At 70.8% G+C, this 15446-nt stretch carries 12 protein-coding genes and 1 pseudogene; 10 read left to right on the top strand and 3 right to left on the bottom strand.

Going from position 1 to position 15446, the window contains the following annotated elements:
* Positions 1 to 249: 249 nt before the first annotated feature.
* Positions 250 to 945 (bottom strand): TetR/AcrR family transcriptional regulator, encoded by a 696-nt coding sequence (locus J8M51_RS01640; protein WP_086755966.1) that lies wholly within the window; start codon positions 943 to 945, stop codon positions 250 to 252.
* Between the two features lie 734 nt (positions 946 to 1679).
* Here J8M51_RS01640 and J8M51_RS01635 point away from each other — a divergent pair.
* Both J8M51_RS01635 and J8M51_RS01630 read left to right on the top strand, forming a co-directional pair.
* A pseudogene (locus J8M51_RS01635) lies at positions 1680 to 3146 on the top strand (ISL3 family transposase); the annotation flags it as partial.
* A 339-nt stretch (positions 3147 to 3485) separates the two neighbouring features.
* On the top strand, positions 3486 to 5084 hold the full coding sequence (locus J8M51_RS01630; RefSeq protein WP_086755337.1) for an MDR family MFS transporter: 1599 nt from the start codon (positions 3486 to 3488) through the stop codon (positions 5082 to 5084).
* A 106-nt stretch (positions 5085 to 5190) separates the two neighbouring features.
* Here J8M51_RS01630 and J8M51_RS01625 read toward each other — a convergent pair whose 3' ends face one another.
* The gene (locus J8M51_RS01625) at positions 5191 to 6132 is read right to left on the bottom strand and encodes a LysR substrate-binding domain-containing protein (protein WP_086755336.1); all 942 of its coding nucleotides are present in this window, start codon (positions 6130 to 6132) and stop codon (positions 5191 to 5193) included.
* A gap of 171 nt (positions 6133 to 6303) precedes the next feature.
* Here J8M51_RS01625 and mdcA point away from each other — a divergent pair, with 171 nt between their 5' ends.
* The 7 genes from mdcA (at position 6304) to J8M51_RS01590 (ending at position 13315) form a co-directional block, all read left to right on the top strand.
* Positions 6304 to 7965: a malonate decarboxylase subunit alpha gene (gene mdcA, locus J8M51_RS01620; RefSeq protein ID WP_086755335.1), complete on the top strand. Its 1662-nt coding sequence runs from the start codon at positions 6304 to 6306 to the stop codon at positions 7963 to 7965.
* Positions 7966 to 7970: 5 nt separating this feature from the next.
* Entirely contained in the window at positions 7971 to 8882 is a 912-nt protein-coding gene (gene mdcB / locus J8M51_RS01615; protein ID WP_179203058.1) for a triphosphoribosyl-dephospho-CoA synthase MdcB, read from the top strand.
* Positions 8851 to 9168, top strand: a complete 318-nt coding sequence (gene mdcC, locus J8M51_RS01610; RefSeq protein WP_086755333.1) for a malonate decarboxylase acyl carrier protein — start codon at positions 8851 to 8853, stop codon at positions 9166 to 9168. The genes mdcB and mdcC overlap by 32 nt, the downstream gene beginning before the upstream one ends.
* The gene (gene mdcD / locus J8M51_RS01605; protein ID WP_086755332.1) at positions 9165 to 10862 is read left to right on the top strand and encodes a biotin-independent malonate decarboxylase subunit beta; all 1698 of its coding nucleotides are present in this window, start codon (positions 9165 to 9167) and stop codon (positions 10860 to 10862) included. The genes mdcC and mdcD overlap by 4 nt, the downstream gene beginning before the upstream one ends.
* On the top strand, positions 10859 to 11482 hold the full coding sequence (locus J8M51_RS01600; RefSeq protein WP_086755341.1) for a malonate decarboxylase holo-ACP synthase: 624 nt from the start codon (positions 10859 to 10861) through the stop codon (positions 11480 to 11482). The genes mdcD and J8M51_RS01600 overlap by 4 nt, the downstream gene beginning before the upstream one ends.
* Complete coding sequence (locus tag J8M51_RS01595; RefSeq protein WP_086755331.1) at positions 11479 to 12417, top strand: ACP S-malonyltransferase; 939 nt, start codon at positions 11479 to 11481, stop codon at positions 12415 to 12417. Before J8M51_RS01600 ends, J8M51_RS01595 begins: the two co-directional genes overlap by 4 nt.
* A 100-nt stretch (positions 12418 to 12517) precedes the next feature.
* Positions 12518 to 13315: an SGNH/GDSL hydrolase family protein gene (locus J8M51_RS01590; RefSeq protein WP_086755330.1), complete on the top strand. Its 798-nt coding sequence runs from the start codon at positions 12518 to 12520 to the stop codon at positions 13313 to 13315.
* 172 nt (positions 13316 to 13487) lie between these two features.
* Here J8M51_RS01590 and J8M51_RS01585 read toward each other — a convergent pair whose 3' ends face one another.
* The gene (locus tag J8M51_RS01585) at positions 13488 to 14417 is read right to left on the bottom strand and encodes a serine protein kinase RIO (RefSeq protein ID WP_086755329.1); all 930 of its coding nucleotides are present in this window, start codon (positions 14415 to 14417) and stop codon (positions 13488 to 13490) included.
* Positions 14418 to 14833: 416 nt separating this feature from the next.
* Here J8M51_RS01585 and J8M51_RS01580 point away from each other — a divergent pair, with 416 nt between their 5' ends.
* Positions 14834 to 15007 (top strand): hypothetical protein, encoded by a 174-nt coding sequence (locus tag J8M51_RS01580; protein ID WP_218781431.1) that lies wholly within the window; start codon positions 14834 to 14836, stop codon positions 15005 to 15007.
* Positions 15008 to 15446 lie beyond the last annotated feature (439 nt).

Here is a 15446-nt window from a genome sequence, read left to right as displayed (position 1 = left end):
GGAAAGGCACCCTGCAACGGCCCCCAGTTCAGGGGTCGTTGTCACCGGACGCCAGCAGCGGAGCGAAGTGCCCGGGATGGGCGCGATGGTCCTGTCGGTCGGTGGCCGATCCCCCGAGCGCCGCGGTGTGCGCATGCCTCCGGCGGGTACGACGTGCCCTCCTTCCGCCTGTGGGTCCTACGCCGTCAGGGAACACAGCGTCATGGCTGCGCCCTGGAGCCGATGTCTCTGTCATGGAGCTCTTCCTGGTTAAATGTCGAATTCGGATTCGTATTTAGCGTTCGGGCTGGCTGACGAGCCGTCTCGGCCGTGCGGCGATTCTCGGGCCTCGTCGTCCACCACCCCCGCGATGAAAGCCTCCAGGCCTGTCGAGATGTCCACCGCGCCCGGGGCGTACAGCCACTGGATCTGGAGTCCGTCCATGACGGCGACGAACAGGTTGGCGAGGATCTCGGGCTTGGTGTCCACCTTCAGGCATCCGCGACCGCGCAACTCCGCGAAGATCCGGGTCAGATGCAGGCGCAGACTGTCATAGCGGGCCCGGTACAGCTCGTGCGCGGGATGGTCGTCGGCGGTGGCTTCGCCCGCGATCATGCTGTGCAGCTGGATCAGCCCGGGGCGGGCTTCGTTGGCGTGTGTGACCTGCAGTTGAGCCTGCAGTGCATCGAGGTCGTCCGCTTCCCGTACGATCCTGGAGGTCTCCCGCTCGTGTGCGGCGAGTACCTCGATGAGCAGTTCCGCCTTGCTGTCGAAATGGTGCAGCAGTCCGGTCTGGCTGATGCCGGCCAGCTTCGCGATCTCCCTCATGGTGGCCCCGTGGAAACCTCCGGCGCCGAACGCCTCGACGCAGGCGTCGAGAATCTTCTGCCGCACTTCGGCTGTCTTCGCGTAGGCTCCCCGAGGGCCGCGGGCCCCGCCGCTCGCTGTCTTCGCCTGCTTCGTCACGGGTCGAGCATAGGGCGGAATCCCCGACCCATCAATTTAGATGCGAGCTTCTATTTTTGATGAGTCGAGGCTACGGTGGCGACATTCACCCGGTACCTGAGCCGAAGCCCTCGTGTGCCCCTGCCGCCCTGGCGCGGGCGCGTACCCGTCCTGCGGAGACCCTGTGACCACGATCCACCCCCACCTTTCTCAGGGGAGCCGCCGCCGTGCGCCAACGGGCGGAGGGGGCAGCACCAGCAGCCCCCGGGGAGACGGCGAGGCACGACTTCCCCTCCGGCCCGGCGTGGTCGTCTTCCACGACCACCACTTCGGCGAGGGCACACGGCCACCGACCGGAATCTCCCTCGGCGCCTGCCGACGCGGAGACGGACGGGCCGGCGCCGAAACCGGGCCGGAAGCTGTCTCGCCTGCCGGTCAGGTCGGCTGCCACCGGTGTCAGCGGCCAGTTAGATTTCCCCACGCGCGGCCACTTCGTCTCCCCACCACGGCCACTTCAATTCCCCACTGGCGGCCACTTGGTGTACGCAGCGTGACGTCATCCCCGGCGGTGTTCGCCCCACCACGGCAGGATCGGAGGCAGGTCGCTGAGGCCGCGGACCGGCCGCTTCGGCATCGGCGACTCCCCATCATCCCCGTCCCACCGGCGCGCGTACTGGTCCGGGAGGTTGCCCCAGCCCCAGTAGGGAACCGGGCGGTCGGGCACCTCGCCGAGTTCATGCGGGCGACCACCTCCCTGTCCAGACTGCGGCTGTCCGGGACGTCGCGTGCACTCTCGATACGTGCGCCGGATAGCCGAACGCCCGGCTGCGGGACGGCCGTTGGCCATCTCGCTCAGCGTGCGTCGGTTCTTCTGCGACCGGCCCGAGTGCCGCCGGCGGACGTTCGTCGAGCAGGTCTCGGAGCTGAGCGAGCGGTACCGGCGTCACAGCGTCGGGCTGCGGCGATGGATGCAGGCCATCGCAACGTTCCTGGGCGGACGCCCAGGTGAACGCCTGTGCCAGGCCCTGCAGTTACCCACCGGCCGCACCTACCTGCTGGGGTTGCTCACTGCCCCGGCAGTGCCCGAGCGGTCGCCTCGGGTGCTGGGTGTTGACGAGTTCGCCTTCCGCAAGGGCTGGCGTTACGGCACCGTCCTGGTCGACATCGAGGCGGCCCAGGTCGTGGACGTCCTGCCGGACCGGGACGCGGTGACCTTCGCTGCCTGGCTGCGTGAACACCCCGGCGCGGAGATCATCTGCAGGGACCGGGCCAGCGCCTACTCCAAGGCCGTCCGCGACGCCGCCCCCGGCGCTCAGGAGGTCGCCGACCGATGGCACCTGCTGCACAACCTCTCCTCCGCGGTCGAGAAGACATGCCACCAGCACCGCCCCTGCCTGCGCAAACAGGCCGAAGCCGACCAAGACGCAAAGCCCAGGCGGATCATCAATCCGCTTCCTCCGCCGACTCTGCCGCCCACAAAGATGGCCGTCCGTACCGTCGACCGGTACTCGGACATCCACCGCCTGCTGGCACAGGGGCACACCATCTCCGAGATCGCCCGGCGACTGCACCTGGACCGCAAGACCGTCCGCCACTTCCGCGACACCGGCCTCGACGAGCTGCTGGCCTCCGCCCGGTGCGGCCGCCCCAAGGGAGTGCTGGAGCCGTTCACCGCCTACCTCACCGAACGGTTCACCGACGGCGTGACCAGCCCGACCGACCTCTTCCGCGAGATCCGCCAACGCGGCTACCAGGGCAGCGATCTACCCGTGCGCCGTTACGTGGCCGGACTCAAGACCGGGACCGTCGAACCCGCCCGCGGAGCCATCCCGAGCCCACGCAAGATCACCACTTGGATCATGGTTCCCCGCAGTGCCCTGAAGCACCAAGAGGAGGACGAACTCCTCAAAGTCCGGCTGGCGTGCCCGGACATCGCCCGGGCCTGCGACCTCGCCTGGACCTTCCACGACCTGGTCCAACACCGGCGCGGTCACCGGCTCTTGGAGTGGGTCCGCCAAGCCGAGCACGACGCACCCGCCCCGGTCTTGTCCTTCGCGCAGAGTCTGTGCCTCGACCTCGACGCGGTCACCGCCGGCCTCACACTGCCGTGGAGTTCGGGCATCGTCGAAGGCCACGTCAACCGCATCAAGACCATCAAGCGGACCATGTACGGCCGAGCCTCGTTCCGCCTCCTCCGCACCCGAATCCTGCTCCGATCATGATCTGCGGATTCACGGAATCGCGGCCTGAACCAATTTCTACTGGCCGCCGTCACACCGGGCGCTCGCTCCTGCGAGGGGGTTCGGCTCGTTACGGGATCTGCTTGCTCCTACGACGGGGTTCGGCTCGTCACCGGATCCTCGGCCGACCGTGCCGTCCGCTCCGCGGAGACAGCCACAGGTGGAGCTGCCCCCTGGCGACGGCTGCCGAACGGCCGCCGTCTTCACCGCCATGGGCGGAGCAACGCGGTGCGAACGTGGCGAGGCACACCCCCGGAGCGTCGGCATGACCGAGGCGCCGGTGGTGCAGCGGCACCCCAACAGTCATTGTGAGCCGGTCCGATGAAGCATCCTCTGGAGGAACCCAGGTCCGTGGACGAGCCGGTCACCTCGCGCGGCCCTGTGCTGAAAGCCCTCAGCGGCCTTCTGCTCGCCCTGTTCGTCTCGACACTCAGCAGCACGGTCGTCTCGACCGCCCTGCCGAAGATCATCCGAGCCGTGCACGGATCGCAGGACCAGTACGCGTGGATCGTCACCGCCACGCTCCTCACGACCACGGCCACCACTCCGATCTGGGGCAAGCTGGCAGACCTCTTCAGCAAGAAGACCCTCGTGCAGGTGTCCGTGGCCGTCTTCATGCTGGGGTCCGTGGCCTCCGGGATCAGCCAGAGCGCCGGTCAGCTCATCGCCGCGCGAGCCATTCAGGGCGTAGGGGTGGGTGGCGTGCAGGCCCTCGTCCAGATCACGATCGCAGCCATGATCCCGCCCCGTGAGCGCGGCCGGTACAGCGGTTACCTGGGCAGTGTGACGGCCGCGTCGACCATCGGCGGCCCACTCCTCGGCGGGGTCATCGTCGACACCGGCTGGCTCGGATGGCGGTGGTGCTTCTTCATCAGTCTGCCCCTCGCCGTCCTCGCGCTCCTGCTGCTCCGGCAGGCGCTGAGTCTTCCTTCCGCACACCGGGAGAACGTCAAGATCGACTACTGGGGTGCCACGCTGATCGCCGCAGGCGTCAGTGCGCTGCTGATCTGGGTGTCGTTCCTCGACAACTCCTTCGCCTGGGCCTCGTGGCAGACCGCCGCCATGGTGACGGCCGCTCTGGCGCTGCTCGCCTCGGCCGCGTGGGTGGAGACCCGCGCCGCCGAGCCCGTCATCCCCCTCGGCATCGTCAGACAGCGCACGACCGCTCTCGCCATCCTCGGCAGCCTCGCCGTAGGGACGGCCATGTTCGGCAGTGGCGTGTTCCTTAGCCAGTACTTCCAGCTCAGCCGGGAACAGACCCCCACCGCGGCGGGCCTGCTGACGATTCCCATGATGGCCGGCACCCTGATCGCCTCCACGATCGCGGGTCGTCTCATCAGCCGTACCGGAAAGATCAAACCGTTCCTCGTCACCGGCGCCCTGCTCCTCACGGCCGGGTCCGCAGGGCTCGGCACCATCGACTCCACCACGTCCATGGCTTTCCTCGGCACCGCGATGATGTGCGTCGGCATGGGCGTCGGCATGACCTTGCAGAACTTCGTGCTCACCGTGCAGAACACCGTGGCCCTGAAAGACGTGGGAGCGGCCAGTTCGACGGTGTCCTTCTTCCGCTCCATGGGCGGCACGATCGGTGTCTCGGTGCTCGGCGCGATACTGGCCCGGCAGGTCCAGGACCGGATCACCCACGGTCTCGCCGCCGCCGGTCTGCCTTCCACGGGCGCCGCCGTCTCCGGAGCCACCGAGCCGTCGCACGCCGTGCGGGCGGTCGTCCGCGCGGCCTACGGCGACGCGACGGCGCAGGTCTTCCTCCTTTCGGCGGCCGCAGCCGTCCTCGCTGTCGTCGCCGCCCTTCTGATGAAACCGGTCAGCCTTCGCAGCAGCCTCGATCTGCCCGCGCCGACCTCGCCCACGGTTCCCGCCGGGCAGCGGAACGACGGTGCGGTCGAGTCCCGCTCATGAGCGGGGAACAGAAATCGACTGAGAGCGTGGTATATCGGCCTCCATTCGGCTGACCTGAAAAGAGGCGGCGGCGCGGGGCGGCATCCGGAAGGGATGCCGCCCCGCTTCACGTGTCCGTGCAGGGGAACAGTTGTCCACGCTGGGCGACCATGAAGGCCCGGAAGGTCTCGGCCGGGGCGCTGAGGCGGTTCGTCGTGCTCCGGACGAGGCAGACATCGCGGGTGGCGACGGGTTCGGTGACGGGCACGGCCACCGTGCCGGCCGAGGGCTGGGCGGCGGGCGGTAGCAGCGCGATACCTGCGCCGGAGGCGACCAGAGCGCGTACGGTGCGGATGTCGTCGCCCTGGAACGCGATGTTCGGACGGAAACCGGCGGCCCGGCATACGCCGTCCAGGATCTGCCGCAGACCGTAGCCGCTGGTCAGGGCGACGAAGGTCTCCGCGGCCAGGTCCTGGAAACGGGCGGTGCCGACAGCGGCGAGCCGGTGGTTCGCGGGCACCTCCAGATGAAGCCGTTGGGTCTCCAGCAGCTCGCCGGCGATGTCCGGCTCCTTCGGTTCCGGGGCGAGCAGGGCGAGGTCGATCTCCCCGTCCCGCAGCGCGCCGAGCAGGTCCGCGTTGCTGCCCTCCTTCAGGACCGTGAACTCGATGTCCGGCTCCCGCGCGGCGAAGGCACTGATCATGGTGGGCACGACCTCGTCGCCCATGGACCTCAGGAAGCCCAGGCGGACATGGCCGTGCTGGGGATCCACGGATCCGCCTGCCTCTTCCACGGCTTGGTCGATGTGCCGTACCAGCGGTTCCAGCAGAGTGGCGAGCGTTCGCCCGGCGGGCGTCAGCTTCAGGCGACGGGACTGGTGGCTGAACAGCGCCAGGCCGAGGTCGGCTTCCAGCCGGGTGATCGCACGGCTTAGTGCCGACTGCCCGAGCCAGAGCTGTTCTGCGGCTCGGCTGACATTCTCATGGCGGGCGACGGCGAGGAACTGGACGAGTCGCGGAGCGAACGTCTCCGCAGGGGTGGTCGAGGAGGTTTCCCGGCCTTCTGACATGTGCCGCCTCGGGTGATGCGCCGCGAAGTACAGCAGGCGCAGCCGTTATGTACTTACAGTATAAGCAGTGCGTACGAGTGCATTCGCCTACCCCACCGGTATCTCCAAGAATTCGAGTCAGGGGGTCCACACCAGCGGCGCGGTGACGCCGCATGCGACGAAAGAGGATCCATGTCCGCTAGAGAGGCCGTGCCGGCCCTATGGGACCGGCGCCGCAGGGCCAAGGCAGAGCGGCTCGACGCGCTCGCGCCGTACCGGGAGGGGAAGATACTCGACCCCGGCCGGCTGCGCCAGGCGCTGGAGAATCTGCTGAGGCCGGGCGACAGGGTCGCACTGGAGGGCGACAACCAGAAGCAGGCGGACTTCCTCTCCCGCACACTGGCCGCATGCGATCCGCAACGGGTGCACGACCTGCACATGCTGATCTCGTCGGTGTCCCGGCCGGAACACCTGGACCTGTTCGAGTCGGGCATCGCCCGCCGCCTGGACCTGGCGTACGCGGGCCCGCAGAGTCTGCGGCTGGCGCAGTTGGTGGAGGACGGGACGGTCACGATCGGGTCGATCCACACGTACGTCGAGCTGTACGCGCGGATGTTCACCGACCTGACCCCGCATGTCGCGCTGCTGTGCGCGGCCAAGGCCGACCGTGACGGCAACCTCTACACGGGGCCGAACACCGAGGACACGCCCACCATCGCCGAGGCGACGGCGTTCCGCGACGGCGTGGTCCTGGTCCAGGCCGACGAGATCGTCGACAGCGTCACCGACCTGCCCCGGGTGGACGTGCCCGGCGACTGGGTGGACCTCGTGGTGGGCGCCGACCGGCCGTTCGCCCTGGAGCCCCTGTTCACCCGCGACCCGCGCCACATCGGCGACGTACAGATCCTCATGGCCATGATCGCGCTGCGAGGCGTGTACGAACGGCACGAGGTGGTCTCGCTGAACCACGGCATCGGCTTCGACACCGCGGCGATCGAGCTGATCCTGCCGACCTACGGGGAGCGACTGGGGCTGAAGGGACGCATCGCCCGGCACTGGACACTCAACCCCCACCCGACTCTCATCCCGGCGATCGAGTCGGGCTGGGTGGAGTCGGTGCATTGCTTCGGCGGCGAGCCGGGCATGGAGCGGTACACGGCCGCGCGCCCCGACGTCTTCTTCACCGGCCGCGACGGCTCACTGCGCTCGAACCGGGTGCTGTGCCAGCTGGCCGGCCAGTACGCGATCGACATGTTCATCGGCTCGTCGCTCCAGATCGACGGCGACGCCAACTCCTCCACCGTCACCGATGGGCGGCTGTCCGGCTTCGGCGGGGCGCCGAACATGGGGCACGACCCGGGGGGCCGCCGTCATGCCTCGCCCGCGTGGCTGAGTCTGCTGCACGGCGAGGCGCCCATGCTGCGCGGCCGCAAACTCGTCGTACAGATGGCACAGAGCTTCCGCGCCGGCGGCCTCCCCACGTTCGTCGAGACACTGGACGCCGTCGAGGTCGGCGCATCGGCCGGTATGCCCGTCCCACCCGTGATGATCTACGGCGACGACGTCACACACGTGGTGACCGAGGAAGGCGTGGCCTACCTGTACAAGGCGCACAGCCTCGCCGACCGGCGTGCGGCCCTGGCGGCGATCGCGGGCATCACCCCCGTGGGCCGCCAAGCCGACACCGCGCGGACCGAGTCCCTGCGCCGGGACGGGCTGGTCGCCCTGCCGGAGGACCTGGGGGTCGAGGTCCGGCTGGCGAACCGGTCACTGCTGGCCGCGCGCAGCATCGAGGACCTGGTGGCGTGGTCGGGCGGACTGTACGACCCTCCCGCCCGGTTCCGGGAGTGGTGAGCACCGTGCCGCAACGTCACACCGGGGCTCGCACACCCACCCCGGACGCCGTCGCCGACCTGGCCGTGGCCGCGCTGCGCGCGGAAGCCGACCTCGCCCCCAAACCGGGCCTGGTCGACCCGCGCGACAACGGCGCCCACACCGACATGGACCACGCCCTGCTGGTGAGATCGGCGGACGCCCTGCGCGGCGCGTTCGCCCACTGCGCCCGACTGGCCGTCGAACTGCCCCTCGGGCCGGAACTCCGCGCGCGGATCGGAGCCGCCGGCCGGGCCGGGGAGCGCCAGATGCTCCAGGTCACCGGCGGCGTCAACACACACCGGGGCGCACTGTGGGCCGTAGGGCTCCTTGCCGCGGGCGCCGCCCGGCGGCACGGCATCGGCGACGCCGTACGTTTCGCCGCGGGCCTGGCCCGGCTGCCGGACTCGGCGGTGCCACCCGCTCAGGGGACCTCCCACGGCGCCGGGGCGGGCCGTCGCTACGGTGCGCCGGGCGCGCGCGGTGAGGCGGCGGCGGGCTTTCCCCACGTGACGGGCCATGCGCTGCCCATGCTGCGGCGGGCGCGGGCTCGCGGCGCGGACGAGACCAGCGCGCGGCTGGACGCCCTGCTGTCCGTGATGGCCCATCTGCCGGACACCTGCGTGCTGCACCGAGGTGGGCCCGCCGGACTCGCGATCATCCAGCGAGGTGCGGCAGACGTCCTGGCCGTCGGAGGCACCGCCGATCCCGCCGGCCGACGGCGGCTGTCCGAACTCGACGCTCTGGCACTGTCCCGGCGCCTGTCCCCGGGCGGCAGCGCCGACCTGCTCGCCGCCGCGCTCTTCCTCGACTCCCTCCCGGCGGCCCCGAAGACCCCTCCGGCAGTGAAAGGACACACGCGTTCCCATGCAGACACTCGTCTACCGTTTCCCCGCTGACCGGGTGCCGGTACGGCCGGTCCACACCGGCGTCGTCGCCTCCGGTGACCTCGAGATCCTTCTCGTGCCCCCGACCACGTCCGTCGCGTACGCCGAGGTTCGGGTACGCACCAGCGTCGACGGCTTCGACACCGTGTGGGGCCAGGTGCTCGAGCGTTTCTTCGCCCGCGTCCCACTGGCCGGCCACTGGGATCTGAACGACTCCGGCGCCACCCCCGGAGTGGTCGCGCTGAGGCTCGGCCAGGCCGCGGAGGCCGCTACCGACACCTCTGAGGAGCAGCCGTGAGCACAGGCACCGACTGGCGGCAGGTTCTCACCCGCCGCAGCTTCATCGAGTACGACGCCCGCGCCCGGGCCCACGCCCTGGTGGACGGCGGGTCGGGCCGGGAGGTGTGCGATCCCTTCGACCACCTGGAGTCGCCCTGGCTGGAGCCCCAGGGCATGGTCCCGCAGGCGGACGACGGCGTGGTCGTCCTGCGCGGCACCATCGACGGAGCCCGGGTCGTCGTCGTCTCGATCGAGCAGGGGTTCCTCGGAGGCGGCATCGGCGAGGTCTCCGGCGCGAAGATCAGCCAGGCACTGCTGCTGGCCGCCGCCGACTGCCGTGCCGGTGTACCGACGGCGGCCGTGCTGCTCCTGGAGACCGGAGGGGTCCGCCTGCACGAGGCCAACCTCGGCCTCAACGCGGTCGCCGAGATCTGCTCCGCCGTGCTGGAGCTGCGTGAACTCGCCCCGGTGATCGGCGTCGTGGCCGGTCAGGTCGGCTGCTTCGGCGGCCTCGGCATCGTCGCCGGGCTCTGCACCCGTCTGATCATGACCCCGCAGGGCAGGCTGGGGCTCAACGGCCCCGCGGTCATCGAGCAGGAAGCCGGACCGGCCGAGTTCGACGCGTCCGACCGCCCCCTGATCTGGGCCGTCCACGGTGGTGCGCAACGCCACGCGATCGGTCAGGCCGACACACTTGTGCCCGACGACGCCGACGCGTTGCGCCGCGCCGTCACGGCGGCTGTGGCCGCCGGTGTCACCGACCCCGGTCAGCACCGCAGCGAGCGGCTCGACGTCCTGGCCGCGTGCGTGGATGCGCTGGATCCCGCGCATCCGCCGACACCGTTCGAACTCCGAGCCCTCTTCGAGAGGGCTGGCACCCATGACCACCCCGGTCCGCGGCAGCGCCGCGTGGACGTGGGCGGTCCAAGCCGCGGCCTGGCCTGGCTCGCCGCCCTGGGCGGCGAGCCGACCCCGGTCATCCCCTCGGTCGTACGCGCGGACACCCCCGACGCCGTGTACCTGGCGGTCGTCCCCGATCCGTCCGCCCCGTTCCACCGCGCCCGCGGCGGCGAGGTCGGACTGGCCGAATGCGTTGCCCTCGCCCGGACCGTGCGGGACATCGTCTCCGAGGACGCGCGGACCGGGCACCGACGGGCCGTCGTCGCGGTGGTGGACCTGCCGAGCCAGGCATACGGCCGGATCGAGGAGATGGCGGGACTGCACCAGGCGATCGCCGCGGCGGTCGACGCCTGCGCGAGCGCGCGCCGGGACGGTCACCCCGTGGTCACTCTCGTCGTCGGCCGTGCGCTGTCCGGCGGCTTCCTCGCCCACGGCCTGCAGGCACAGCGGATCCTCGCCCTGGACGACCCCGGTGTGGAGATCCACGCCATGCACCAGGCCGCCGCGGCGCGTGTCACCCTGCGCTCCGTCGAGGAACTCGCCGAACTCGCCCAGAAGATCCTGCCGCTGAGCTACCGGGTGCGGGACTGGGCGCGCCTGGGCTTCTGCGACGGACTCCTGCCGGTGCGGAACGCTGACAACCCGACGCCCGAGGACGTGGCGAGCGTTCGCCACGCGGTGGCACGGGCGATCGAGGACGCCCGTACCGGAGCGGGCGATCTCTCGGGCCGACTGGACTCCGCGGCGGCGGTCACCGCCCGTGCCGCGTCGCGCCGGGTCCGGGACAGGATGGCCGCACAGTGGCGAGCATGACCGCGGTACGCCCGCACGACCTGCTGCGCCTGTCCCGGCGGCGGAGCGTCCTGCCCGTCGGCACCCCGGTCTGGGTGGCCTCAGCCTTGGCCACCACCCCCTGGGTCGTCGTCCGCCGGGCCCCGGCGACAGCGGCCGACCGGATCGCCGTCGGCGTCTGCGGACCGGTACGGGCACTGCGTTGCGCCCTGGAGATCCCCGCCGAATGGGTGGCCGAGGCGCTCCGCCCCGAGGAACTCGCCACGCGTCTCGGCAGAGCGAACCGGGACCTTCCGGCGCTTCACACGCTGCACGCCGCCGCCTCGTTGATCCAGGGGTGCGTCGACCTGCCGTGGGGGCCGACCGGCAGTGTGGGGTTCGAACTGGCCACCGGGATGCCCGCGGTGACGGCCACGAGCGATCTGGACCTGCTGATCCGCAGTGCGCGACTGCCGATCCGCGGCGTGGCGGAACGCCTCCACGCCGCACTCGGGGAACTGCCCGCGCGCGTCGACTGCCTGATCGAAACCGATCAAGGCGCCGTGGCACTGGGGGATCTCGCCGCGTCGACGACCGAGGTCCTGCTGCGTACCGCCGACGGTCCGCGCCTGGTCACCGTCGCCCGGGAGACGGCGGGATGAGCCTCGCCTTCCTCTACCCCGGACAAGGGTCCCAACGCCCGGGCATGCTGCACGCGTTGCCGACCTCTCCCGAGGTCGCCGAGACGCTCGGCGAGGCGGCGACTGCGCTCCACCGGATCGGCGCCCGGGACCCGGACACGCTGGACACTCCCGAGGCGTTGCGCGTCACGACGTACACCCAACTGGCCCTGCTCATCGCCGGAGTGGCGGCGGCCCGCGTCCTCACCGAGGAGCACGGTCTGCGCCCGGACCTCGTGGCCGGTCACTCCGTCGGCGCGTTCGCCGCCGCCGTCACAGCGGGCGTCCTGACCTTCGAGGAGGCGATCGGGGCCGTGCACCTGCGGGGCGAACTCATGCGGCGGGTCTGCGCCGACGGCCAGTGGGGCATGGCCGCCGTACTCGGACTGGGCGCGCGCGACGCACGGACCCTCACCGAACGGGTGAGCACCGCGGACGACCCTCTGTGGGTGGCCAACGTCAACGCCGCGGACCAGATCGTCCTGTCCGGTACGGCGACGGCCCTGGGGCGGGCGGAGTCGGCCGCGCCCGGCCTGGGCGCGCGTCGCTGGAAGCGCCTGGAGGTGACCGTCGCGTCGCACTGCCCCTTGCAGGAACCCGTCGCCGAACGCCTGGCCGGACATCTCACCGGCGTGCCCCGCCGCCCGCAGCGGGTGCCCTACCTGACCAACGTGCGAGGCCGGCGCGTCCGCGAAGACGCCGCTGCCGTGCTCGACGACCTCGCACGCTCCGTCGCCCGTCCGGTGCGGTGGTACGACGCGACGCGGGTGCTCGCCGAACTCGGCGTGACCCGTGCCGTCCAGATGCCACCGGGGCGGGTACTGGCCCGCCTGATGCAGGCCGCGGCCCCCGGGACCCGGCCGATCGCCCTGGACGACGCGGGCATCGAGCAGGTCCTGCGGACCTGTTCACGATGACCCCGGACCGGCCGTCCCCCCGGCGGCCGGACGAGAAGCCATACACCGACGATCCCGCGACTGCCGACGGATCGATCAACCACCAAAGGAGAAAGACCACATGACCACGGAGTCCGTCCGCCGCATCGCCGCGCTGGGAAGCTCGTTCGCCTCGGGACCCGGTATCGAGCCGCTCGCCGAGCGCAGAGCGCACCGTTCGACGCGGAACTACCCCGGGCTGCTCGCCGCCCGGCTCGGTGCCGAACTCACCGACCTGACCGTGAGCGGAGCCACCACGGAGACGATCATCTCCACGCCGCAACGCGTCATGTTCCACACCTTCGCGCCCCAGTTGGAGGGCCTGCCCGCGGACGCCGACCTCGTGACGATCACCGCGGGCGGCAACGACCTCGACTACATCGGCAGCATGGTGCGGCTGGGCCTGGCGGCCCGGCTCTCGTCCCGCGCCCTCACCCGGCCGCTGGGCGCGGCTTTCGGCAAGCGGGGTGTGCCGCGGCCGTCGGAGGACGACATCGACCGGGCGGCGGCCGGTCTCGCCCGGATCGTGGAGGAGACGCGGCGCCGGGCGAAGGACGCGCGGGTGCTCCTGGTGGACTACCTGACGGTGCTCGGACCCGACACCCGCGACAGCCGTGCGACCCCCTTCGACGCGACGACACTGAAGGAGTTCCGTCGGCTGGGCGACGATGTCGCCGCCGTCTTCCAGCGTGCCGCGAGCCGCTCCGGGGCAGAACTCGTCGCCATGGGGGAGCGCAGTGGTGACCACGCCCTCGGCTCGGCCGAACCCTGGGTGAACGGACTGCCCGCACGCCTGCGTGGCTCCACCATCATGAGTGCCTTCCATCCCAACAGCGCCGGCATGCAGGCCGTGTCGGACGCGATCGCAGAGCACCTGTAAGGGCCGGTGGAGCAGACGGCGGGCCGCCCGGTGGTTCGCCGCCCCCGGTGACGGGAGCGGCTTCCTCCGGACACCGGCCCCGCCCGTGCTGTCGAAGACGATCGCACTGGTCGGAGCCGGTCCGAACCGGGCCGTGGCGGCGTAGTAGCTCGCCGCCAGCAGCCCGGCCGGTTCAGAAGGCGTGCGCGATCAGCTCCGCGAACAGCGCGTGCTCGTCGACGTCGAGGCCCCGGGAGCGGAACCAGTCGCAGATGTTGGCACAGTCCCGCTGGAGGAACGTCATCGCGTTGTGGTTGCCGACCAGGTCGACGATCTGGGGCAGGTCGATGACGACCACCCGCTCGCCGGCCGCCAGGATGTTGTACGCCGAGAGGTCGCCGTGCACGACGCCGTTCTGCACCATCGTCGCGAGCGCATCGGTGAGTTGCCCGAAGTACGACTCCAGCAGCTCGGGTGAGGGCCGGGTCTGCGCGAGCCGGGGCGCGGTCGCGACGGTGCCGTCCTCGTCCACGACGGTGATCCACTCCATCAGGATCTCGGTGCCGTCGATCTGGACCGGGTAGGGAACCGGGAGTCCGAGGCTCCAGAGCCGCACCAGCGCGCCCCACTCGGACACCGCCCACTCGTCGGCCGCGAGCTGGCGGCCGAAGGTGCTCTTCCGCTTGAGGGCCCGCTCGTCACGGGAGCGCTTCATCGAGCGGCCCTCGGTGTAGGACGCGGAGCGGTGGAATGTCTGGCGCTCGGGAGAGCGGTACCGCTTGGCCGCCATGACCACGCCCGCGGCGGGGTCGTGCGGGTCGGCGCGCTCGACGAGGTGGACGTCGGCCTCCTTGCCGGTCTTGAGGATGCCGAGCTCGGTGTCGACCGCGCCCTGCGAGGTCACCACCCAGGCCGGACGCGGCTCAGGGCCTTGGCAGAGGCGTTCGACGTCGTGCCAGGTCGACCAGCGCCGACCGTCCTCGAGGTCGTCGTAGGTACGGAACTCGAAGACGAACCGGTCGTCGATGTCGCCCGGCGGCGGGACGTGGCGGTAGGCGTCGGTGCTGAATCCGTCAGGAAAGGCCGGGTGCTGAGGGTGCTGCGAGAGATGGTCGTGAGACATCGCTGGAGGTGCTCCATGAGGCGAGAGAAAGGCGGCCTGCGGGCAGGCCGAGGACTGTCGTGGTCACGGTCGTGCCTCCTCTCGTGGAGCACCGGGCAGTTCCCGGTGTCGCGCTCATCGTAGGGTCGGACCCGGGAAGCCGAAACTAACTAAAGGTGGCGCGCGGTGAGTTGCCACAGCGGTGCCGTAGGTCTCGGGCGTAATCCACCGCACTGGGCTCGCCCCTGCCCTGCTTGGGCCGATGCAGGCGTCCGGCCCGGGCGGTGCACCCCATTTTGACCGGAGGCCCGACCGTGACGTTTTCACTCGTTTCGTGATGATGAGCGGTTCGGGCTCGCGGTCAGCTCGTCGAGTTCCGCGGTCGCCGCACGCGTCGCCCACCTGCGGCCCGGCATCGGTGCCGAGTCTCGCAGAACATGACCGACCCCTCCCTCAGCACGAAGCTGATCGACCGGCTGGCCAGGCACGGCGACGCACAGCGTGCGTTGGCCGACGTCACCGGCACGCCCGGCGTCAAGGGGAGCATGGACTTCCTGCAGTTGACGGTCCTTGGCCGAACCGGTCCCGGCTACGCCTTCAGCGGTTCGTAGACGCCCGGCACGCACGCCTCGGCCACCGCGGACGGCGCGGTGGCGGCCGGCAACATGCTGGCCGGGAAGCGCATTCCCCATGTCCTCCTGGACACCTACTTCGCGACCAATAGGGGACTGGAGGAGTGTTTGGCCGCCGCCATGCGTGCCGCGGGGCGGCCGGTGGCGAGAAGGCACCAGTGCAATCCACCGGCCTGGCGGTCCTCGCGGACGTGGGCTGGCGGGTGGCTGACCTTCGCGTGGGCTGGGACGACGATCCGATCGAACGTCTGGCCGACCTCGTCACCGTATGGTTGCCGCGCGGAACGACAATGTGTGGCGCGGTCTCGATCCGGCGTCCGCATCCTCCTACGGTGTTCCGGGCGATCAGCGATGACGGCACCGAAAGAGGTTGCCCGGTGCCAGGTCGACCGGCATGCCGAGGCACTGATCTCCCTCT

Origin of the sequence: Streptomyces griseiscabiei, from assembly GCF_020010925.1 — a bacterium.
Taxonomy (GTDB): domain Bacteria; phylum Actinomycetota; class Actinomycetes; order Streptomycetales; family Streptomycetaceae; genus Streptomyces; species Streptomyces griseiscabiei.
This window is presented reverse-complemented; position numbering and strand designations above follow the sequence as displayed.

Excerpts from the sequence above, each read along its gene's own strand:
- J8M51_RS01630 (WP_086755337.1), top strand. The coding sequence starts at position 3,486 with ATGAAGCATCCTCTGGAGGAACCCAGGTCCGTGGACGAGCCGGTCACC.
- J8M51_RS01625 (WP_086755336.1), bottom strand. The coding sequence starts at position 6,132 with ATGTCAGAAGGCCGGGAAACCTCCTCGACCACCCCTGCGGAGACGTTC.
- mdcA (WP_086755335.1), top strand. The coding sequence starts at position 6,304 with ATGTCCGCTAGAGAGGCCGTGCCGGCCCTATGGGACCGGCGCCGCAGG.
- mdcC (WP_086755333.1), top strand. The coding sequence starts at position 8,851 with ATGCAGACACTCGTCTACCGTTTCCCCGCTGACCGGGTGCCGGTACGG.
- J8M51_RS01600 (WP_086755341.1), top strand. The coding sequence starts at position 10,859 with ATGACCGCGGTACGCCCGCACGACCTGCTGCGCCTGTCCCGGCGGCGG.
- J8M51_RS01595 (WP_086755331.1), top strand. The coding sequence starts at position 11,479 with ATGAGCCTCGCCTTCCTCTACCCCGGACAAGGGTCCCAACGCCCGGGC.
- J8M51_RS01590 (WP_086755330.1), top strand. The coding sequence starts at position 12,518 with ATGACCACGGAGTCCGTCCGCCGCATCGCCGCGCTGGGAAGCTCGTTC.
- J8M51_RS01585 (WP_086755329.1), bottom strand. The coding sequence starts at position 14,417 with ATGTCTCACGACCATCTCTCGCAGCACCCTCAGCACCCGGCCTTTCCT.
- J8M51_RS01580 (WP_218781431.1), top strand. The coding sequence starts at position 14,834 with ATGACCGACCCCTCCCTCAGCACGAAGCTGATCGACCGGCTGGCCAGG.